This window comes from Janthinobacterium sp. PSRC1-1 (genome assembly GCF_049897525.1).
GTDB classification, from domain to species: domain Bacteria; phylum Pseudomonadota; class Gammaproteobacteria; order Burkholderiales; family Burkholderiaceae_D; genus Janthinobacterium; species Janthinobacterium tructae.
The window spans coordinates 97,162-113,261 of the sequence record NZ_JAFCWK010000006.1; the positions used below are offsets into that span (position 1 = coordinate 97,162).

At 63.1% G+C, this 16,100-nt stretch carries 16 protein-coding genes and 1 riboswitch; of the genes, 5 read left to right on the forward strand and 11 right to left on the reverse strand.

The window, feature by feature from the left end:
• Window positions 1–40 precede the first annotated feature (40 nt).
• A riboswitch (TPP riboswitch) is annotated at window positions 41–138 on the reverse strand.
• Between the two features lie 66 nt (window positions 139–204).
• The gene (locus ACP7DW_RS14755; RefSeq protein ID WP_426055435.1) at window positions 205–1,362 is read right to left on the reverse strand and encodes an iron-containing alcohol dehydrogenase; all 1,158 of its coding nucleotides are present in this window, start codon (window positions 1,360–1,362) and stop codon (window positions 205–207) included.
• Window positions 1,363–1,504: 142 nt separating this feature from the next.
• Between ACP7DW_RS14755 and ACP7DW_RS14760 the strand changes: the two genes are divergently transcribed.
• On the forward strand, window positions 1,505–1,810 hold the full coding sequence (locus ACP7DW_RS14760) for a hypothetical protein (RefSeq protein WP_426055434.1): 306 nt from the start codon (window positions 1,505–1,507) through the stop codon (window positions 1,808–1,810).
• Window positions 1,811–1,903: 93 nt separating this feature from the next.
• Window positions 1,904–2,383: an Imm26 family immunity protein gene (locus ACP7DW_RS14765; protein WP_426055433.1), complete on the forward strand. Its 480-nt coding sequence runs from the start codon at window positions 1,904–1,906 to the stop codon at window positions 2,381–2,383.
• A gap of 152 nt (window positions 2,384–2,535) precedes the next feature.
• On the opposite strand, the gene ACP7DW_RS14770 is transcribed toward ACP7DW_RS14765, so the two are convergent.
• Both ACP7DW_RS14770 and ompR read right to left on the reverse strand, forming a co-directional pair.
• Complete coding sequence (locus ACP7DW_RS14770) at window positions 2,536–3,894, reverse strand: ATP-binding protein (RefSeq protein WP_426055432.1); 1,359 nt, start codon at window positions 3,892–3,894, stop codon at window positions 2,536–2,538.
• A 13-nt stretch (window positions 3,895–3,907) separates the two neighbouring features.
• On the reverse strand, window positions 3,908–4,609 hold the full coding sequence (gene ompR / locus ACP7DW_RS14775; protein ID WP_232730910.1) for a two-component system response regulator OmpR: 702 nt from the start codon (window positions 4,607–4,609) through the stop codon (window positions 3,908–3,910).
• A gap of 264 nt (window positions 4,610–4,873) precedes the next feature.
• Here ompR and ACP7DW_RS14780 point away from each other — a divergent pair, with 264 nt between their 5' ends.
• Together ACP7DW_RS14780 and ACP7DW_RS14785 are read left to right on the forward strand one after the other, a co-directional pair.
• Window positions 4,874–5,263 carry a hypothetical protein gene (locus ACP7DW_RS14780; RefSeq protein WP_426055431.1) on the forward strand — a complete coding sequence of 130 codons (390 nt, stop codon included), beginning with the start codon at window positions 4,874–4,876 and terminating at the stop codon, window positions 5,261–5,263.
• Window positions 5,264–5,430: 167 nt separating this feature from the next.
• On the forward strand, window positions 5,431–7,290 hold the full coding sequence (locus ACP7DW_RS14785) for a flagellar assembly protein A (protein WP_426055430.1): 1,860 nt from the start codon (window positions 5,431–5,433) through the stop codon (window positions 7,288–7,290).
• Window positions 7,291–7,293: 3 nt separating this feature from the next.
• Here the strand turns inward: ACP7DW_RS14785 and arfB are convergent, their stop codons facing one another.
• The gene (gene arfB / locus ACP7DW_RS14790; protein ID WP_034749850.1) at window positions 7,294–7,692 is read right to left on the reverse strand and encodes an alternative ribosome rescue aminoacyl-tRNA hydrolase ArfB; all 399 of its coding nucleotides are present in this window, start codon (window positions 7,690–7,692) and stop codon (window positions 7,294–7,296) included.
• A gap of 196 nt (window positions 7,693–7,888) precedes the next feature.
• On the opposite strand from arfB, the gene ACP7DW_RS14795 reads away from it, so the two are divergent.
• Window positions 7,889–8,389 carry a chemotaxis protein CheW gene (locus ACP7DW_RS14795; protein WP_426055429.1) on the forward strand — a complete coding sequence of 167 codons (501 nt, stop codon included), beginning with the start codon at window positions 7,889–7,891 and terminating at the stop codon, window positions 8,387–8,389.
• A gap of 37 nt (window positions 8,390–8,426) precedes the next feature.
• On the opposite strand, the gene ACP7DW_RS14800 is transcribed toward ACP7DW_RS14795, so the two are convergent.
• The 7 genes from ACP7DW_RS14800 to ACP7DW_RS14830 form a co-directional block, all read right to left on the reverse strand.
• Window positions 8,427–10,418 carry an ATP-binding cassette domain-containing protein gene (locus ACP7DW_RS14800; protein ID WP_426055428.1) on the reverse strand — a complete coding sequence of 664 codons (1,992 nt, stop codon included), beginning with the start codon at window positions 10,416–10,418 and terminating at the stop codon, window positions 8,427–8,429.
• A gap of 37 nt (window positions 10,419–10,455) precedes the next feature.
• Window positions 10,456–11,346, reverse strand: coding sequence for a 50S ribosomal protein L3 N(5)-glutamine methyltransferase (prmB, locus tag ACP7DW_RS14805; RefSeq protein WP_426055427.1), 891 nt, complete (start codon window positions 11,344–11,346; stop codon window positions 10,456–10,458).
• Between the two features lie 57 nt (window positions 11,347–11,403).
• On the reverse strand, window positions 11,404–12,540 hold the full coding sequence (gene dapE / locus ACP7DW_RS14810) for a succinyl-diaminopimelate desuccinylase (protein ID WP_426055426.1): 1,137 nt from the start codon (window positions 12,538–12,540) through the stop codon (window positions 11,404–11,406).
• A 34-nt stretch (window positions 12,541–12,574) separates the two neighbouring features.
• On the reverse strand, window positions 12,575–12,931 hold the full coding sequence (locus ACP7DW_RS14815; RefSeq protein WP_426055425.1) for an ArsC family reductase: 357 nt from the start codon (window positions 12,929–12,931) through the stop codon (window positions 12,575–12,577).
• A gap of 138 nt (window positions 12,932–13,069) precedes the next feature.
• Window positions 13,070–13,678 carry an RES family NAD+ phosphorylase gene (locus tag ACP7DW_RS14820; protein ID WP_426055424.1) on the reverse strand — a complete coding sequence of 203 codons (609 nt, stop codon included), beginning with the start codon at window positions 13,676–13,678 and terminating at the stop codon, window positions 13,070–13,072.
• A gap of 10 nt (window positions 13,679–13,688) precedes the next feature.
• A complete protein-coding gene (locus tag ACP7DW_RS14825) occupies window positions 13,689–14,381 on the reverse strand; it encodes a hypothetical protein (RefSeq protein ID WP_426055423.1) in 693 nt (230 codons plus the stop codon).
• Window positions 14,382–14,496: 115 nt separating this feature from the next.
• Complete coding sequence (locus ACP7DW_RS14830; RefSeq protein ID WP_426055422.1) at window positions 14,497–16,044, reverse strand: FAD-dependent oxidoreductase; 1,548 nt, start codon at window positions 16,042–16,044, stop codon at window positions 14,497–14,499.
• Window positions 16,045–16,100: the final 56 nt, after the last annotated feature.

Genomic DNA, 16,100 nt, shown 5'->3' on the forward strand with positions numbered 1-16,100 from the left:
TGCTTGTTCGGCTGGCGCCAACGCAGGAGCTATCAAAGGAGGGAGGTACTTTGCGCTTTCCTTCGCTGGCATTATCCAGATCAGGTACGAAGGGTATCTCTCACCCGGATGACTGCTCCAGGACCCCTAGCGAAATGACAGCTTAGCATGAAGCACGGCCAGCTGTCCCGCTGGCTGACCGTTTTACAACAGTGTGGTGCGAATCTACAAACTGAGTTCGAGCACCTTGCGGCTGACGGCGGGCGTGATGTCGCGCTGTTCGCCCAGCGCCGTCATGCCGTGCGCTTCCAGGGCGGCGACGACGGCGTCCACGCTGGCATGGTTCAGGCCGTAGTCGGCCAGGCGCGTCTTGACGCCCATGTGGCGGAAGAAAAATTCCGTGCGCGCGATGGCCGCCTCGATGCGGCCATCTTCGTCGCCGCCATCGAGGCCCCAGACGCGGGCCGCGTATTGCAGCAGCTTGGCGCGCTTGGCCTGCTTGCGCACGCGTAGCATGCTGGGCAGGATGATGGCCAGCGTTTGCGCATGATCGAGCTCATACAGGGCCGTCAATTCGTGGCCGATGGCGTGCGTGGACCAGTCTTGCGGCACGCCCACGCCGATCAGGCCGTTCAAGGCCAGGGTGGCGCTCCACATCACGTTGGCGCGCACGTCGTAGTCGTCCGGGTGTGACAGGGCTTTCGGGCCTTCCTCGATCAGGGTCAGCAAAATGCCTTCGGCGAAGCGGTCTTGCACGGACGCGTTGACGGGGGTGGTCAAATACTGTTCCATGACGTGCGCAAACGCGTCGACGACGCCATTGCCCACCTGGCGCAGCGGCAAGGTGAACGTTTTCGACGGATCCAGCACGGAGAACTTCGGATACACCTTGCGGCTCATGAACGAGCGCTTTTCCTGCGTGGCCTTGCGCGTGATCACGGCCGAGCCATTCATTTCGGAACCGGTGGCCGGCAAGGTGAGCACCGTGCCGAAGGGCAGGGCGGCCTCGACGATCTTGCCGCCTTGCGCCAGGATGTCCCACGCCTCGCCCTCATGCAGGGCGGCGGCGGCAATGAATTTGGTGCCATCGACCACGGAACCGCCGCCGACGGCCAGCAGGAAATCGATGCGCTCGCTTTTCACGAGGGCCACGGCCTGCATCAGGGTTTCATAGCTGGGATTGGGTTCGATGCCGGCAAATTCGAGCACCGTGTGGCCGGCCAGCGCCGCCCTGACTTCATCGTAGACGCCGTTCTGCTTGATGCTGCCGCCGCCGTAGGTCATCAGGACCCGCGCCTGCGGCGGGATCAGGCCGGCGATGGCGGCGATCTGGCCCTGGCCGAAGAGGATTTGCGTCGGATTGTAAAAGTCGAAATTGAACATGGGGCTCCTGCCGCTGAGGTTTAGGCTGTTGCTGAGCCATGATTATGGCCGAACGGGTGGAAACATGTCGTGGACGCTTGAGCTTTTCGCCCGCGCGGTGGAGAATGCAGCCGATGTCACCACCACGCGAAAAGGAATGCGCATGACCACCGTCCCACTGGAAGAATCGGGTTTGCCGGCCACGGCACTCGACATGCACCGCGCCATCTGCGCCACCATCGCCGCGCTGCAGGCGCTGGACTTGAACAGCCAGCGTTTCGAGGCGTGCACGGACCCGGAATTGCGCCGCGTGCTCGCGCACGCGGGCGACACCAGCCGCAAGGAAGCGGCCATGCTGCTCGAATGGATGCGCCGCCGCGACGCGCGCCTGGATACGGCCATGAAGGAAGCGCTGTTCAAGGCGGGGCCGATTGTTGCCCAGTATCACTATGACGAGAAAATAGGGTAACTATTGGTTTGTTGCTGTGGCGTACCATGCGCCACATGACCCTTGCTTCGCGTAGACTGTGCCCCGAACACGATTTTGGGGGAGTTTGCAGAAATGAAATCATTACCATACCGGGAAGGCAGCTGGTTTGCTGTGCCCTTGCCGGGCGGCGGCTATGCCGTCGGCGTGGTGGCGCGCAGGGCGCCTGCCGGGCGCATCATGCTGGCGTATATGTTCGGGCCGAAGCGCGACAGCTTGCCCACGCTCGATGAGCTGGAAGGCTTGCGGCCGGAACAGGCCGTGCGCCGCCTGCGCACGGGCGACATGGCCCTGCTTAACGAGCGCTGGCCCCTGCTGGGCGACAGCCCCCACTGGGAGCGCGATGCCTGGCCCATGCCGGCCTTTATCCGCCGCAATGAATCCCTGCAGCGCGCCTGGCGCGCCAGCTATGCGGATGCCGACCCTGCCAAGCTGAACCGTGAGGAATCGATCCCCTTCGATACGCCGGGCATGGAAAGCGATTCCCTGTACGGCTACGGGGCGACGGAATTGTTGATGGATAAATTGCTGGCGCAGGAAGCAGCGTCGGTTTGACCGTTGTTGGGCAGCGTAGGTCGGATTAGGCCGCAAGGCCGTAATCCGACAACATTGTTGGCTGTTCTTGTCGGATTACGCGGTTCCCGCTAATCCGACCTACATCGCCTGCACCGCTGGCCAAACACCGGAGTGAGCAGGCCCGATTATTTTTACGCCGCTGGCAAGCTGATCTGAAACGCCAGGCCGCCGCCTTCGCGGTTGCGCACCTGCAATTCGGCGCCATGGCGCAGCAGTACACGGTCGACGATGGCCAGCCCCAGGCCGGCGCCATTTGCTTGCCCGCGCGCCGTGTCGAGGCGGGTGAACGGTTTCATCAGCTGTTCGATCTTTTCCGCCGGCACGCCCGTGCCGTGGTCTTGCACCTCGATGATCACCTTTTTCGCGCCGTGGCTGGTGCGCAGATGGCAGGCGATATCGATTTCCGTCACGTCGCTGCCTGGCGTCTTGCCATAGCGGCGCGCATTCTCGATCAGGTTGTTCAGCACGCGGCGCAAGTCGGTGGGGTTGCCCATCGCATGCGCGCCGTCGGCGATGCTGGCGTTGATCTTCACGTCCGGCAGGCGCATCGCTTCGCGCGTCATGTCGAGCAGCAAGCCGCTCAGGTCCACGTCCGTAAAGCTCGACGTTTCCGTCGGCTTGGCATAGTCGAGGAACTGGCCGATGATGGCGTCCATTTGCCCGATATCGGACTGGATGCCTTCGCGTGCCTCGTCCGACAGGTTGGCCATTTCCACTTCCAGCTGCATGCGCGCCAGCGGCGTGCGCAAGTCGTGCGAAATGCCGGCCAAAATCACGGCGCGGTCCGATTCCACCTGTTTCAAGTCATCGACCATCTGGTTGAAGCTGCGGTTCGCCTCGAGGATTTCGATCGGGCCTTTTTCCGGCAGCGGCGCCGGTTGCTTGCCCTTGGCGATGTCGCGCGCGGCCGCCGTCAAGCGCGACAGCGGCAGATTGATCAGGCTGGAAATGATGGCCGCGCCCAGCAGGGACAGCAGGGACACCAGGCTGGCCCAGCCCAGCCACTGGAAGCCCGTCAGGCCGCGCAGGCGCTCGCGGTCCAGCATCAGCCAGTACTCGTCGTCATCGATCTTGAAGCTGACCCAGAAACCGGCCACGCCGTTGACGCGCGCGGAAAAGCGCGTGTCCTTGCCCAGCTTGGCTTTCACCTGCGCCTCGATCTCGGGCATCAGGTAATTGTCGGGCGGCGGCTCGATGCGGTCGTCCTCTTCCAGCGAGAAGATGCGGATGCCTTCGTTGCTGACGAGGTCGAACAGCAGCTCGCGCCGCAGCTCGGGCGCCGAGTGCGTCAGTGCCGCATGCGTGATGGTGACGACGGAAATGATCTGGGCGGAAATCTGCTGCGCCTGCGGCTCGCGCTGGATGACGGAAATCATGCCGATCCAGGTGATCATGCTGACCGTGGTCAAGGTGCCGAGCAGCAAAAAGGTGCGCCAGAACAGGCCGCTTTTCAGCCGCGCCAGGCTGATATCGGGAACAAGCTTCATCATGCCTCGCCTGCGATCAGCGCGGCTGTCCGTCCGGGATGAAGACGTAACCGAGGCCCCACACGGTCTGGATGAACAGCGGGCTCGACGGATCAGGTTCGATCAGTTTGCGCAGGCGCGAGATTTGCACGTCCAGGCTGCGGTCGAACACTTCGTATTCGCGTCCGCGCGCCAGTTCCATGAGTTTTTCACGCGACAGCGGCTGGCGCGCATGGCGGGCAAACACTTTCAGCACAGAAAATTCACCGGTGGTCAGCGGCACCGTTTCGCCACTCTTTTTCAATGTGCGCGTGCCCAGGTCCAGCACGAAGTCGCCGAATTCGAAGGTTTGCGGTGTTTCCGACGGTGCGCCCGGGATTTCATCGGGACCCTTGCGGCGCAGCACGGCGCCGATGCGGGCCACCAGTTCACGCGGGTTGAACGGTTTCGGCAGGTAGTCGTCGGCGCCCATTTCCAGGCCCACGATACGGTCCACGTCCTCGCCCTTGGCCGTCAGCATGATGATCGGCGTCTGGTCGCCCGCGCCGCGCAGGCGGCGGCAGATCGACAGGCCGTCTTCGCCGGGCAGCATCAGGTCGAGCACCAGCAAGTCGTAGCGTTCGCGCAGCCACAGCTTGTTCATGGCCGTCGCGCTCTCTGCCGTGAAGACATTGAAACCCTGTTCGGTCAGGTAGCGGCGCAGCAAGTCGCGCAGGCGCACATCGTCATCGACCACCATGATTTTTGCCTGGTGGCCGTGGATCGATTGCGTAGGCGTGTTGCTGCCGGAAGTGGAGGTTGTGGTCATTTAGGGTGTCGTGTTATCTTATATTAGTTGCTATAGTAACGCCTCGCGCGGCGTCGGCAAGGGGCTGTGGCGACCCATTACAAAGTGTTACAAACTTTACCCAATTACTCTTACTGCACCGTGTAAAGCATCATACACTGGGGCCACAGTGGAAATCAGCTTTAAGTGTATACGGCATCGCGGAAGAGGAACTCAATGAATATCTTTACTAAAAAAATTCACGCCGCTCCCAGCGCAGCTATTGCTGCACGTACGACTGTGCTGTCCGCATTTGCCGTTTGCTGCGTGTTTGCCGCCAGCCTGGCGTCGGCGCAAAACCAGCCGCCGCCACGCCGTGACGACCAGCCGCAAGTGCAGGCCCAGCGCTATGAACAGGTACAACGCAGCAATAGCAATGATACGCGCTTGCGCGAACAGCGTGACGCACGCAGTTTCGACACGCGCGCCGAAGAGCAGCGCCGCGCCAGCGAAGGCGCCGACGCCTCGCGCCGCACGGGCCGCATGACGCCCGACGAGCGGCGCGACCTGCGCCGCCAGATCAATGAAGTGGGGCAGGATATTTACTCCAACCCGCCGCGCCGCTAATTATGTAGACATCGCGCACCCCATCCGACAGGGCCATCTCGCAAGACATGGCCCTGTTGGCATCTGGCAAGCACATTTTTGCCGAGTCAGGCACACCGCCACGCCCCGTGATATTGTTCTAGCGCATTGAGGCAATTCTCTGAATGTGTTGCTGGGGGAGGCAAGGCGTGAGCGACGACGACACACCCGTTCCTGAGGCGGTCCCCGCAGGCGCCTTGCCGCGCGGCCTGGTCCAGCGCGACGAGGGCCTGTGTCTGGACCTGTCGCTGGCGCCCGCGCAGTTGCGCGCCGCCGTCGACCAGCTGTTCCAGTCGGGGCAACTGCTGGCCGGTCTCGACTACGCTTTATTCCTGCTGACCCTGTTCCATGCCCCCGCGCCCCGCGCCGCGCCCAAGAGCGATGCCTTGCTGCGCATTGCCGCCCGCGTGGCGCCATTCCCGCCCCAGCGCCGTGCGCTGTATAAACAAATCAAGATCCGTGGCGACAGCGCCGAGTTCTACTTTGAAGCGCTGTCGCCTGACGCGGATGGCCAGGTGCCGGCGCGCCGCGAGTTTGACGAGCTGGTGGCTGACCTGTGGTGCAAGGGCGTGCGCTATGGCATCGATGGCGCGGCCGTGCGCGCCATTCTCGGCAGCGGCAAGGCCGAGCGCATCACCGTGGCGCGCGCGCTGCCGCCGCAGCCGGGCCGCGACGCGCAACTGGTCGAAGTGTCGCAAGGCATCCACCGCGACGATGCGCCGCGCGAACGCTCCGATGGCCGCCTGGATTTGCTCAGTTTCAAGAACCGTTTTCCGCAAGTGAAAAAACACGCGCGCCTGCTGCGGCTGCTGCCCGGTGCGCCCGGCTTGCCCGGCTACGACCTGGACGGTACGCTGCTGCCGCCGCCCGCGCCGCTGGAGCTGGACCCGGCGGCGGTGGCAGGGGCGGGCACGGCGGTCGAACGCTTCAGTGATGGCGATTACGTGGTGGCCACCCAGGATGGCTATGTGAATGTCGATGCGCACGGCAAGCTCTCCATCGAAAACAAGATCGTCAGCCGCGAAGGCGTCAGCAGCCGTACCACGGGCAACTTGAAGCTGCGCGCCGCGTACGAGGAATATGGCGAAGTGCAGGAGCAGCGCCAGCTCGACGGCAGCGACATCACCATCCATGGCGACGTGTATGGCCATCTGCACTCGCATGGCGGGCTGATATGGCTACAGCGCAATCTGGTGGGCGGCACGGCCTTCAACGAGCACGGCGACGTGCGCGTCGAGGGCGTCGCTTCCGGTTCCGTGTTGCAGGCGCTGAGCGGCGAAGTGCACGTGAAGCGCGCGGAAAGCTGCGTCATCGCCGGCACGCGCGTGGTGATCGACAGCGCCAGCAATTGCGAGATCATCGCTGACGAGGTCGTCATCGAGCTGGCCGAAGGCTGCGCCGTGGCGGCACGCACCATCCGCATCGGCAGCGCCGGTCCGCGCAAGCAGGTGGAGATGCTGCTGTTCCCGCTGGTGCCCGATTTGAGCGCCCTGGACCAACAGATCGCGGAAAGCCTGGCCAGGGCCGCGCACTACCAGCAACTGCAGTACAAGCGTCAGCAGGAAATCGATGCCATCGCGCATTTGCCCGAGGTGCGCAACTACCTGACGCTGGCGGGCCAGCTGCGGCGCGGCGAGCTGCAGCTGCAGCCGGCGCAACAATTGCAGTACGACAAGCTGGCGGCGCGCATCGCCCCCGTATTGAAGGAAGTGGCGCGCCTGCGCGTGGAAGTGAAACAGTCGGAAATCCTGCACGGGCAAATGCTGGCCCTGGTGGCGCAAGTGCGCCAGCAGCGCCAGGCGACGGCCGGCCAGTCGCGCTGCAGCCTGGGACTGGTCGACGGTGAAACGGCCGTGCGCGCCATGGTCGTGCCGCCCGGGCCGGCCAAGGTCTACGACCGGCCGCCGAAGGAAATCAAGGCGCTGTTGCGCAGCGCCACGCCGGCCACGCAGAGCGTGTTTGCGGACAGCACAGGCAGCCTGGACTGGACGTATGCACCGCCGCCGTAACGTTTAGTCGGTGACCTTGCCACGTGATTGCTTGAGAACGCTGTGCGTGCTCTTGCTGTCGAGGCGGCGCCGCTGCGAGCTGCGCGTGGGCTTGGTGGCGCGGCGCACGGCGGGCAGGAAAGTCACGCTGTCGATGATTTCCTGCAAGCGCCGCAAGGCTTCTTCCTTGTTCTGCTCCTGGCTGCGCGACTGTTGGGCCTTGAGCACCAGCACGCCATCCTTGCTGATGCGGCTGTCGCGCAGGGCCAGCAGCCGCTCCTTGTACGCTTCCGGCAGCGACGAGGCGGCGATGGGGAAGCGCAAATGGATGGCGCTGGACACCTTGTTGACATTCTGCCCGCCCGGCCCCTGGGCGCGGATGGCGGAAAATTCAACTTCAGCGGGATTGACGAGGTGTTGCATGGCCTGCCTGTGGGGAAACGATGGGCGTATTGTAAGGGAAGATGGCTGCGCCGGCGCAAGCCTGGGCAGTGCGGGTACGCATGCCTTCCGGGAAAGTTGATGTTTCTCAACGCCGCCTGCGGTGATGCTGGTTAGCATGGGGCCAACGTTGCGCCACTGCGCATCCTGGCAGCGCTTACCGGATGAAAGGAACACCATGCAGCCCACGACGACGCCTGGCGCCGCAGCAATGGCGGAACACAGCACCGCGCAATGCCCGACGCAGTACTTGAGCTTCCGGCTGGGCGGCCTGGAATACGGCCTCGATTACCGCTGCGTGCGGGAATTGCGCCCGCTGAAGGAGCTCGACCGTTTTTCTTCGGAAGGGGAGGTGCTGCGCAGCGTGGCCGTCTCGCGCGGCGTGATCATCCCCATCGTCGACATGCGCGCCGCGTTCGGCAGCGCCCAGGGTACGCCCGACCCGTCCACCGACGTGATCATCTTGCAGCTGAGCAATGGCGTGATGGGCATGGTGGTCGATGGCGTCACCGATATCGTCAGCCTGGCCGCCAGCGACATCGCCGCCGTGCCCGGCCTGGGCGCGGCGGAAGCCGATTATCTGCTGGGCCTGGGCACGGTGGCGGGACGTCGATTGATCCTCGTCGATATCGACCGCCTGATGGCCATCCGCAGCCCCGGTCCCATGCAGGCGGCATAAAAAAAAGACGACCCGGAGGTCGTCTTTGTGCTCTGCCTTAGCCGAGTTTCTCTAATTGATCCTGCAAATCGAGCCATTCCGCTTCCAGCTGCGCCAGGTCCTTGGTGAAGAAGGTCTGGTCGGCCAGCAATTGCTTCAGCTTGGCCTTGTTGGCGGCGTCGTAGATGGTCGGCTCGCCCAGCTTGGCTTCCGTTTCCGTCTTTTGCGCGTTGCGCTTGGCGATCTGCTCTTCCTGGCGCTTGATCTTGTTTTCGATCGGCTTGCGCAGGGCGGCGGCCTTCTGGCGGTCTTCCGCTTCCTGGCGCTTGTCGCGCACGGGCGCGGCAGGGGCGGCCGCTACCGCTACTGGCGAGACGACAGGGAAATCCGTCTTGTTGGCCTTGCCGGCGGCCGGCAGCACGTCCGTGCCCTTGCCCAGCTTGGTTTTGAACAGCCAATCCTTGTAGTCGTCCAGGTCGCCGTCGAACGGTTGCAGCTTGCCGTCGGCCACGATGATGAATTCGTCGGTGGTGGCGCGCAGCAAATGGCGATCATGGGAAACGACGACCAGGGTGCCTTCGAACTGCGCCAGCGCTTCCGTCAGTGCTTCGCGCGTTTCCAGATCCAGATGGTTGGTCGGTTCATCGAGCAGCAGCAGGTTCGGACGCTGCCAGACGATCAGGGCCAGCGCCAAACGGGCTTTTTCGCCGCCCGAGAAGGGGGCGATCGAGGCGGTGACCATGTTGCCGGGGAAGTTGAAGCCGCCCAGGAAGTTGCGCAGTTCCTGCTCGCGCACGGTCGGGGCGATCTTCGACAGATGCCACAGCGGCGATTCGTCGTGGCGCAGCATTTCCACCTGGTGCTGGGCGAAGTAGCCGATGTTGAGGCCCTTGCCCATGGTGGCGTCGCCCGTCAGCGGCATCAGTTCGCCGGCGATGGTCTTGATCAGCGTCGACTTGCCGGCGCCGTTCTGGCCCAGCAAGCCGATACGCTGGCCGATCTGCAGCGAAAATTTGATGCCGTTGACGATGGTTTTATGCGTGATTTCGCCCGTCGCTTCGTTTTCGATCTTGTAGCCCGCGTCGACGTCTTCCATCACCATCAGCGGGTTCGGCGCGGAGAGTGGCTCGCGGAATTCGAACGAGAATTCGGCGGCGGCGCGCAATGGCGCCAGCTCTTCCATCTTCGCCAGCGCCTTCATGCGGCTTTGCGCCTGGCGCGCCTTCGAGGCTTGCGCCTTGAAGCGGTTGACGAACGATTCCAGGTGGGCACGCTTGCGCTGCTGCTTTTCCAGCGCGCCGGCGGCCAGGATCATCTGCGCCGCGCGTTGGCGCTCGAAGCTCGAATAGTTGCCCGAGTAGCGTTTCAGCTTGCGTTCGTCGATATGCACGACCACGTTGACTACTTCATCAAGGAAGTCGCGGTCATGCGAAATGATTAATAAGGTGCCGGCATAGCGCTTGAGCCAGTCTTCCAGCCAGATGATGGCGTCCAGATCCAGGTGATTGGTCGGTTCATCGAGCAGCAGCAGGTCGGACGGGCACATCAGCGCTTGCGCCAGGTTCAGGCGCATGCGCCAGCCGCCGGAAAAACTCGCCACCGGTTGCTGCATCTGGTCCAGCGTGAAGCCCAGGCCCAGCAGCAACTGTTCGCCGCGCGACTGTACCGTGTAGGCGTCGGCATCGGCCAGCGCGCTGTACATGTTGCCGATGGCGATGCCGTTTTCCGTGCTTTCCGGTTGCGACTCGAGATGCGCCAGCTCCGCTTCCAGTTTGCGCAGGGTGATGTCGCCATCGATCGCGTAGTCGAGCGCGGCACGGTCCAGCGGCGGCGTTTCCTGCGCCACGTAAGCCACGCGCCATTTGGCCGGGAAATCGATCTCGCCCTGGTCAGGGTGCAATTCGCCACGCATCATGGCGAACAGGCTCGATTTGCCCGCGCCATTGGCGCCGATCAGGCCGATCTTGTCGCCCGGATTGAGGGTAACATCGACTTGTTCGAGCAACGGTTTGATGCCGCGCATCAGGCTTACTTGTAGGAAACGTATCATTTTTTTCTTTGTGTTGTAAATTAAGGCGCTGCGCCGCTTACGCCAGCTTGAGCTGCTCGGCCGTCAGCAGGAATACCATGTCGTCGCCGGCGCTGGTCGTCAGCCAGGTCAGGCCCAGCTCGCCGAAGGCCGCTTCCGCGTATTCGCGTTCGTTGCCGATTTCAATCATCAGGATGCCGTCGTCCGTCAGGCGCTCGGCCGCGCCGGCGATGATTCTCCGCACCAGGTCCATGCCGTCGCTGCCGCCGTCGAGGGCGATTTGCGGTTCGGCCAGGTATTCCTGGGGCAGCGTGCCCATCGACGCGGAATTCACGTACGGCGGGTTGCTGATGATCAAATCATATTTCTTGGCCGGCACGTTGGCGTACAGGTCCGATTCGATCAGGGTCACGCGGTCTTGCAATTTATACGTGTCGACGTTGCGCTTGGCCACGGCCAGCGCGTCGGCGGAAATGTCCACCGCGTCGACGCTGGCGTTGGGGAAGGCGTCGGCCATCATGATCGACAGGCAACCCGAGCCGGTGCACAGTTCCAGGATGTTTTCCACCGCTTCCGGTTCCGCCACCCATGGCGAAAAGTATTCAGGAATCAGTTCGGCGATGAAGGAACGCGGCACGATCACGCGCTCGTCGACGTAGAAATTGTAGGTGCCCAGCCAGCCTTCCTTGGTGATGTAGGCGGCCGGCACGCGGTCGATGCTGCGGCGGTCGATGACTGTCATCACGCTGGCCACTTCCGACGGCAGCAATCTGGCGTCGAGGAACGGTTCGAGCTTGTCGAGCGGCAACTTCAAGGTGTGCAGGATCAGATAGGCCGCTTCGTCGAACGCTTCGGCGCTGCCGTGGCCGAAAAACAGCTTGGCGGTATTAAAACGGGTAACGGCGTAGCGCAGCAGGTCGCGTGGCGTGGAAAACGGGTTCGGGGTCATGGCATTCTCGAAAAGACGGTGTTCTGGCCCGCCGTGACGGGCCTCGGTATTTCAGGTTCAGACGGGCAGCAAATGCTCCAGCGTGCGCCGGTAAATATTCTTCAGGGGATCGATGTGGCGCAGTTCGATGTGCTCGTCGATCTTGTGAATACTGGCATTGGGCGGCCCGAATTCTATCACTTGGGGGCAGATTTGCGCGATAAACCGGCCATCCGAGGTGCCGCCCGTGGTCGACAGCTGCGTCGTGATGCCCGTTTCCGCCTGGATCGCGGACGACAGCGCATCGGAGAGGGTGCCGCGCGGCGTGAGGAAGGGCAGGCCGCTCAGGGTCCACTGCATATCGTATTGCAAGTCATGCCGGTCGAGGATGGCGTGGACTCTTTCCTGCAGGCTTTGCGCCGTGCTGGCCGTGGAAAAGCGGAAGTTAAAGTCGATCACCATGTCGCCGGGAATCACGTTGTTGGCGCCCGTGCCCGCGTTGATGTTCGACATTTGCCACGACGTCGGCAGATAGTATTCGTTGCCCGCATCCCATTTTTCCTCGACCAGGTCGGCCAGCGCCTGCGCCGCTTCGTGGATCGGGTTTTTCGCCAGGTGCGGGTAGGCGATATGGCCTTGCACGCCCTTGATCGTCAGCCGGCCCGACAGCGAACCGCGGCGGCCGTTCTTGATCATGTCGCCCAGCTGCGCGCTCGACGTCGGCTCGCCCACCAGGCAATAATCGATCTGCTCGCCGCGCGCTTTCAACTTGTCGCAGACGATGACGGTGCCGTCCGTGGCCGGGCCTTCCTCGTCGCTGGTGATCAAAAAGGCGATCGAACCCGTGTGCTCGGGAGTGGCGGCGATGAACTCTTCGCAAGCGACCACCATGGCGGCGATCGAAGTCTTCATGTCGGCCGCGCCACGGCCGTACAGCTTGCCGTCGCGGTGGGTGGGAATGAACGGCAGCGAGCGCCATTGTTCGACGGGGCCGGTCGGCACCACGTCCGTATGGCCGGCAAACACGAACACGGGGGACGTCGTGCCACGCCGTGCCCACAGATTGGTGACGTCGTTCGACTGTATCGTCTCGCAGACAAAGCCCAGCGGCGTGAGGATGTCGATCAGGTGCTGCTGGCAGCCCTTGTCATCGGGCGTGACCGAGGACAGGGCGATCAGTTTTTCGGTCAGGGCGAGGGTTTTGGAGGTGGTCATGGTGTAGAGCGGGGTGCTTCTGTCTAAGTAAAAATTACAGCCCGAAAATGGCTGCGTACTGTGCATCTGAAAACGCCACGCTGAACTGTCCATCCTTGTCCAGCACCGGGCGCTTGATGATGGACGGGTTTTCCAGCATCAGTTCCATGGCGCTGGCCGCATCGGTGATCGATGCCTTGCGCTCGTCGGACAGGGCGCGCCAGGTCGTGCCTTTCCTGTTGACCAGCACATCCCATGGCAATTGGGCCAGCCATGCCTCGACGGTGGCGCGTTCCAGTCCCTGCTTCTTGAAGTCGTGGAAGGTGAAATCGAGTTGCTGCGCAGCCAGCCAGGTGCGGGCCTTTTTGACGGTATCGCAATTAGGGATACCGTAGAGTGTAATGGTCGTCATGGGTAGGGCCAAGGGGAATGAATGCGGTTCGCTTGATCGCGGCGCTTGCGCCAGGGAAAAATGCGATGGTAGCCGCCATTATACAGTCGATGCGCAGTCGATGCGGCAGTGCAACACGGTTGCATGTTCTGGGCAGGTTCAGGGCCAGGCGCTGCGGATGCCCAGTTGAGTGGCCACCTGGCCGAAGTCCGGATGGACGGATAGTGGCGTGGCGGACGCCATCGCCAGCTTGGGTGCTGCGCGGTGGAACAGCACAACGGCCGTTTCATCATTCTTGTGGCGCGACATGTAGAGCATGCCATCTACCTCATCCGGATGCGCATGAATGGCGGCCGACCAGGCTTTGGTGGTTTGATACGACGATGTGCCACTGAGTCCCGCGTGACCTCCCAGCTTCCTGAGGGCCGCACCCGTCAAGTCGGCCAGGACGAGCGTTTCTCCCGTGAGCCGTATGACAAAGCGCGCCTGTATCACGGTCAGGCCGACGATGAAGTGGTTGCGGACGGGCTTGCGGTCATGTAGCAAGGTTTCGGCAAGGGCCACGGCCAGCGACGCGCCCAGGTAGCAGGTGCCGAAGCGGGCTGCCGCTTGCGGGTGGGGATCGTCGAAGCGATAGGTGTTCGCCCTGCCAAAATAGGGTTCGCCCGTGGCGTGGCCGGAAACCCGGCACAAGGCGGCGGGATCGCAGCGCACCGTCTTTAGCGCTGCGGGCAGTTGTGGCAGGCGGGGCAGGCGCAAGATTGCCACGGTCGCGGCGCTATTCGTCAGCGCAGGCGCGGGCGGCTGCCATCACGGCATCGAGTTTGCCTTTGGCCAAGGCTTCCAGCGGCGACTTGCCGCCCAGCGACAGGCGCGGGATGGTAAAAAAATCCCATTTGGCGGCGCCCGGCAAGTCGCCGAGGATTTTGCTGATTTTTTCCAGGGTGTGGCGGTCGTGGTGGGGATCGGCGAAAAATGCCGGATAGACATATTCACCCGAAGCGCCGCGCAGGGCGAACAGGCGTCTGGCTTTGAGTGCAGCACTGAGTGCCTGCGGCGTGACTTTCAGCCGGGCGCGCAATTCGGCGCCAGGCAGCAAGCTGTGCGAGGCCACGTCTTTTTCACGCTGCTGCCGTTCCTGCTCTTCCAGATCGCGCATGAATTGCCGGGTGCTGACGTGGCCTGTCTGCGTATCGTTGCCTGAAGCCATGCTCAGCTCCCGCTCGGCCACGATATCGAGGTCGCGCCGCATTTGCGCCAGCAGCGCGGGGCGGTCGTCGCGCGGCACGGCGTCCAGCAGCGATGTATAGGCTTCCTGGAAAGTGTCTTGCGCAATATTGAAGCGCAAGCCGGTGGCGCTGGCAGCCAGTGTGGCGGCCAGTTGCTCAGCCAGCGGGGATGCCGATTCAGGATGTTCGGCCTCGCAGACGGGCTGGTCAGTTGTTGAGTAGTTGCGATGTGTGTTCGACATGGCCGTATCCTTGAAACGCATGTTTCAGCATAGGACACGAAGTCAAACAAAGCAAACAAAGCAAGTAAATTAAATCTCAACGCGTTGATGCAGCACAAACCTTGAGTGCGGCGGCCTACACGGGCCGTGGCGCCGCCTTGCCCTGTTCGGCAGGACCGAAATGCAGGCCCAGCCGCAGGGCCAGCGCGCGCAGGGCGCCGCTTTCCTGCAGGTGCAGGGCCAGCGCGATGTGGCCGTCGGGGCGCACCAGGTAGGCCGCGTCGCGCCCAAGGCCGGCCAGCTTGGCGGCCACGTTATAGGTGTAGCAATGCACGGGCAGTTTCAGCACGCGCGCCTCGTTCAGCAGTTCGGGCGCCGGCTCGCCATAGATGTGCAATTGCCAGTCCATGCTGCGCAGGGCCGTGAAGTTGTCTTGCGTGCCATCGGAGAACCACGGCAGGCGGTCGCCGCCGCGCAGGTACTCGGCATGGCCAGCGGACAGGGCGCTGTCTTCATAGCTGATCTCGATTTGCGACACCGTCTTGAAGAGCAAACGGCGCGCCCGCCCGAAGCCCGAGAGGAAGGGCAGCGCGTGCGGCACCAGCCAGCGCCGCAGGAATTGTCCGGCCATGCCTTGCGCGACGATGGCCTGGAAGGCGCGGTCGGTGGTGGCGACGAGCTTGCGTGCAAACACGATGCGCTCGCTTTCATAGGTGTCGAGCAAGGCGTCGTTGCTTTGGCTCCGCAGCTTTTGCGCCATTTTCCACGCCAGGTTGACGGCGTCCCCCAGGCCCGTGTTCATGCCCTGGCCGCCCACGGGGCTGTGCAAATGGGCCGCGTCGCCGAGGATGAAGCAGCGTCGCATGCGAAACTGCGCCGCCACCCGGTGATGGACTTTATAGGTGGAAAACCAGTTCACCTGTTCGACCTTGATGCCGAGCAGGGTTTCCACGTCGCCGCGCACGTCGTCGAACACGGGCGCCGGCGCGCCATCGGGACGGTCGGGCAGGATGCCGATCAGGCGCTGCATGCCGCTGGTGCGCACGGGCAACATCAGCGCAAATGCGTTCGCGCCCAGGTGGGCGTGCAAATCCGTATTGCTGCCGGCCACTTGCGCATCGGCTACGTAATACAGGTGGTCGTAGGTGCCGCCGGAAAAGTCGACACCGGCGATCTCGCGCACCTTGCTGCGGGCGCCGTCACAGCCGCAGATATAGTCAAACGTGCAATATTGTCGCTCGTCATCCTTGAGCAGGATGGCTTGCACTTCGCTATCGTCCTGCGTCCACAGGTCCAGCGCGACATTCCATTCCACGTGCACGCCGGCCGCCGCCAGCTTGCTGATGAGGAAGCGCTCATGCTCGTCCTGCGGCAGGCTCAGCACGAAAGGGTAGGGGCTCAGGCCTTCGCCGATCTCGCCCAGCGCCAGTTTCACGAGTTCCTCGCCGCCTTCGTGGATGTGCATGGCATTGATCTTGATGCCCAGGCTGACCAGTTCGTCGGCAAAGCCCAGCTGCTGGTAAAACTCCAGGGTGCGCGCATGCACGGCCATGGCCCGCGACGCCTGGCCCGGACCGCTATTTTTATCGATGATGCGGCAATCGACGCCATGGCGCGCCAGGCGCAAAGCAAGCATGAGGCCGGTAGGACCGGCGCCGACGATCAATACGGGAGGAGTATTCATGCCATCCAGTATAGGACAGGATGGGAGAGGGCAGCGCAACGATTGAAGTTGCTAGT

Bases quoted from the DNA above. Each gene is read 5' to 3' on its own strand.
- ACP7DW_RS14760 (WP_426055434.1), top strand. From the start codon at position 1,505: ATGACCACCGTCCCACTGGAAGAATCGGGTTTGCCGGCCACGGCACTC.
- ACP7DW_RS14825 (WP_426055423.1), bottom strand. From the start codon at position 14,381: ATGTCGAACACACATCGCAACTACTCAACAACTGACCAGCCCGTCTGC.
- arfB (WP_034749850.1), bottom strand. From the start codon at position 7,692: ATGCAACACCTCGTCAATCCCGCTGAAGTTGAATTTTCCGCCATCCGC.
- ompR (WP_232730910.1), bottom strand. From the start codon at position 4,609: ATGGTGGTCGATGACGATGTGCGCCTGCGCGACTTGCTGCGCCGCTAC.
- ACP7DW_RS14795 (WP_426055429.1), top strand. From the start codon at position 7,889: ATGCAGCCCACGACGACGCCTGGCGCCGCAGCAATGGCGGAACACAGC.
- ACP7DW_RS14755 (WP_426055435.1), bottom strand. From the start codon at position 1,362: ATGTTCAATTTCGACTTTTACAATCCGACGCAAATCCTCTTCGGCCAG.
- ACP7DW_RS14780 (WP_426055431.1), top strand. From the start codon at position 4,874: ATGAATATCTTTACTAAAAAAATTCACGCCGCTCCCAGCGCAGCTATT.
- ACP7DW_RS14765 (WP_426055433.1), top strand. From the start codon at position 1,904: ATGAAATCATTACCATACCGGGAAGGCAGCTGGTTTGCTGTGCCCTTG.
- ACP7DW_RS14800 (WP_426055428.1), bottom strand. From the start codon at position 10,418: ATGATACGTTTCCTACAAGTAAGCCTGATGCGCGGCATCAAACCGTTG.
- ACP7DW_RS14815 (WP_426055425.1), bottom strand. From the start codon at position 12,931: ATGACGACCATTACACTCTACGGTATCCCTAATTGCGATACCGTCAAA.
- ACP7DW_RS14830 (WP_426055422.1), bottom strand. From the start codon at position 16,044: ATGAATACTCCTCCCGTATTGATCGTCGGCGCCGGTCCTACCGGCCTC.
- prmB (WP_426055427.1), bottom strand. From the start codon at position 11,346: ATGACCCCGAACCCGTTTTCCACGCCACGCGACCTGCTGCGCTACGCC.
- ACP7DW_RS14770 (WP_426055432.1), bottom strand. From the start codon at position 3,894: ATGATGAAGCTTGTTCCCGATATCAGCCTGGCGCGGCTGAAAAGCGGC.
- dapE (WP_426055426.1), bottom strand. From the start codon at position 12,540: ATGACCACCTCCAAAACCCTCGCCCTGACCGAAAAACTGATCGCCCTG.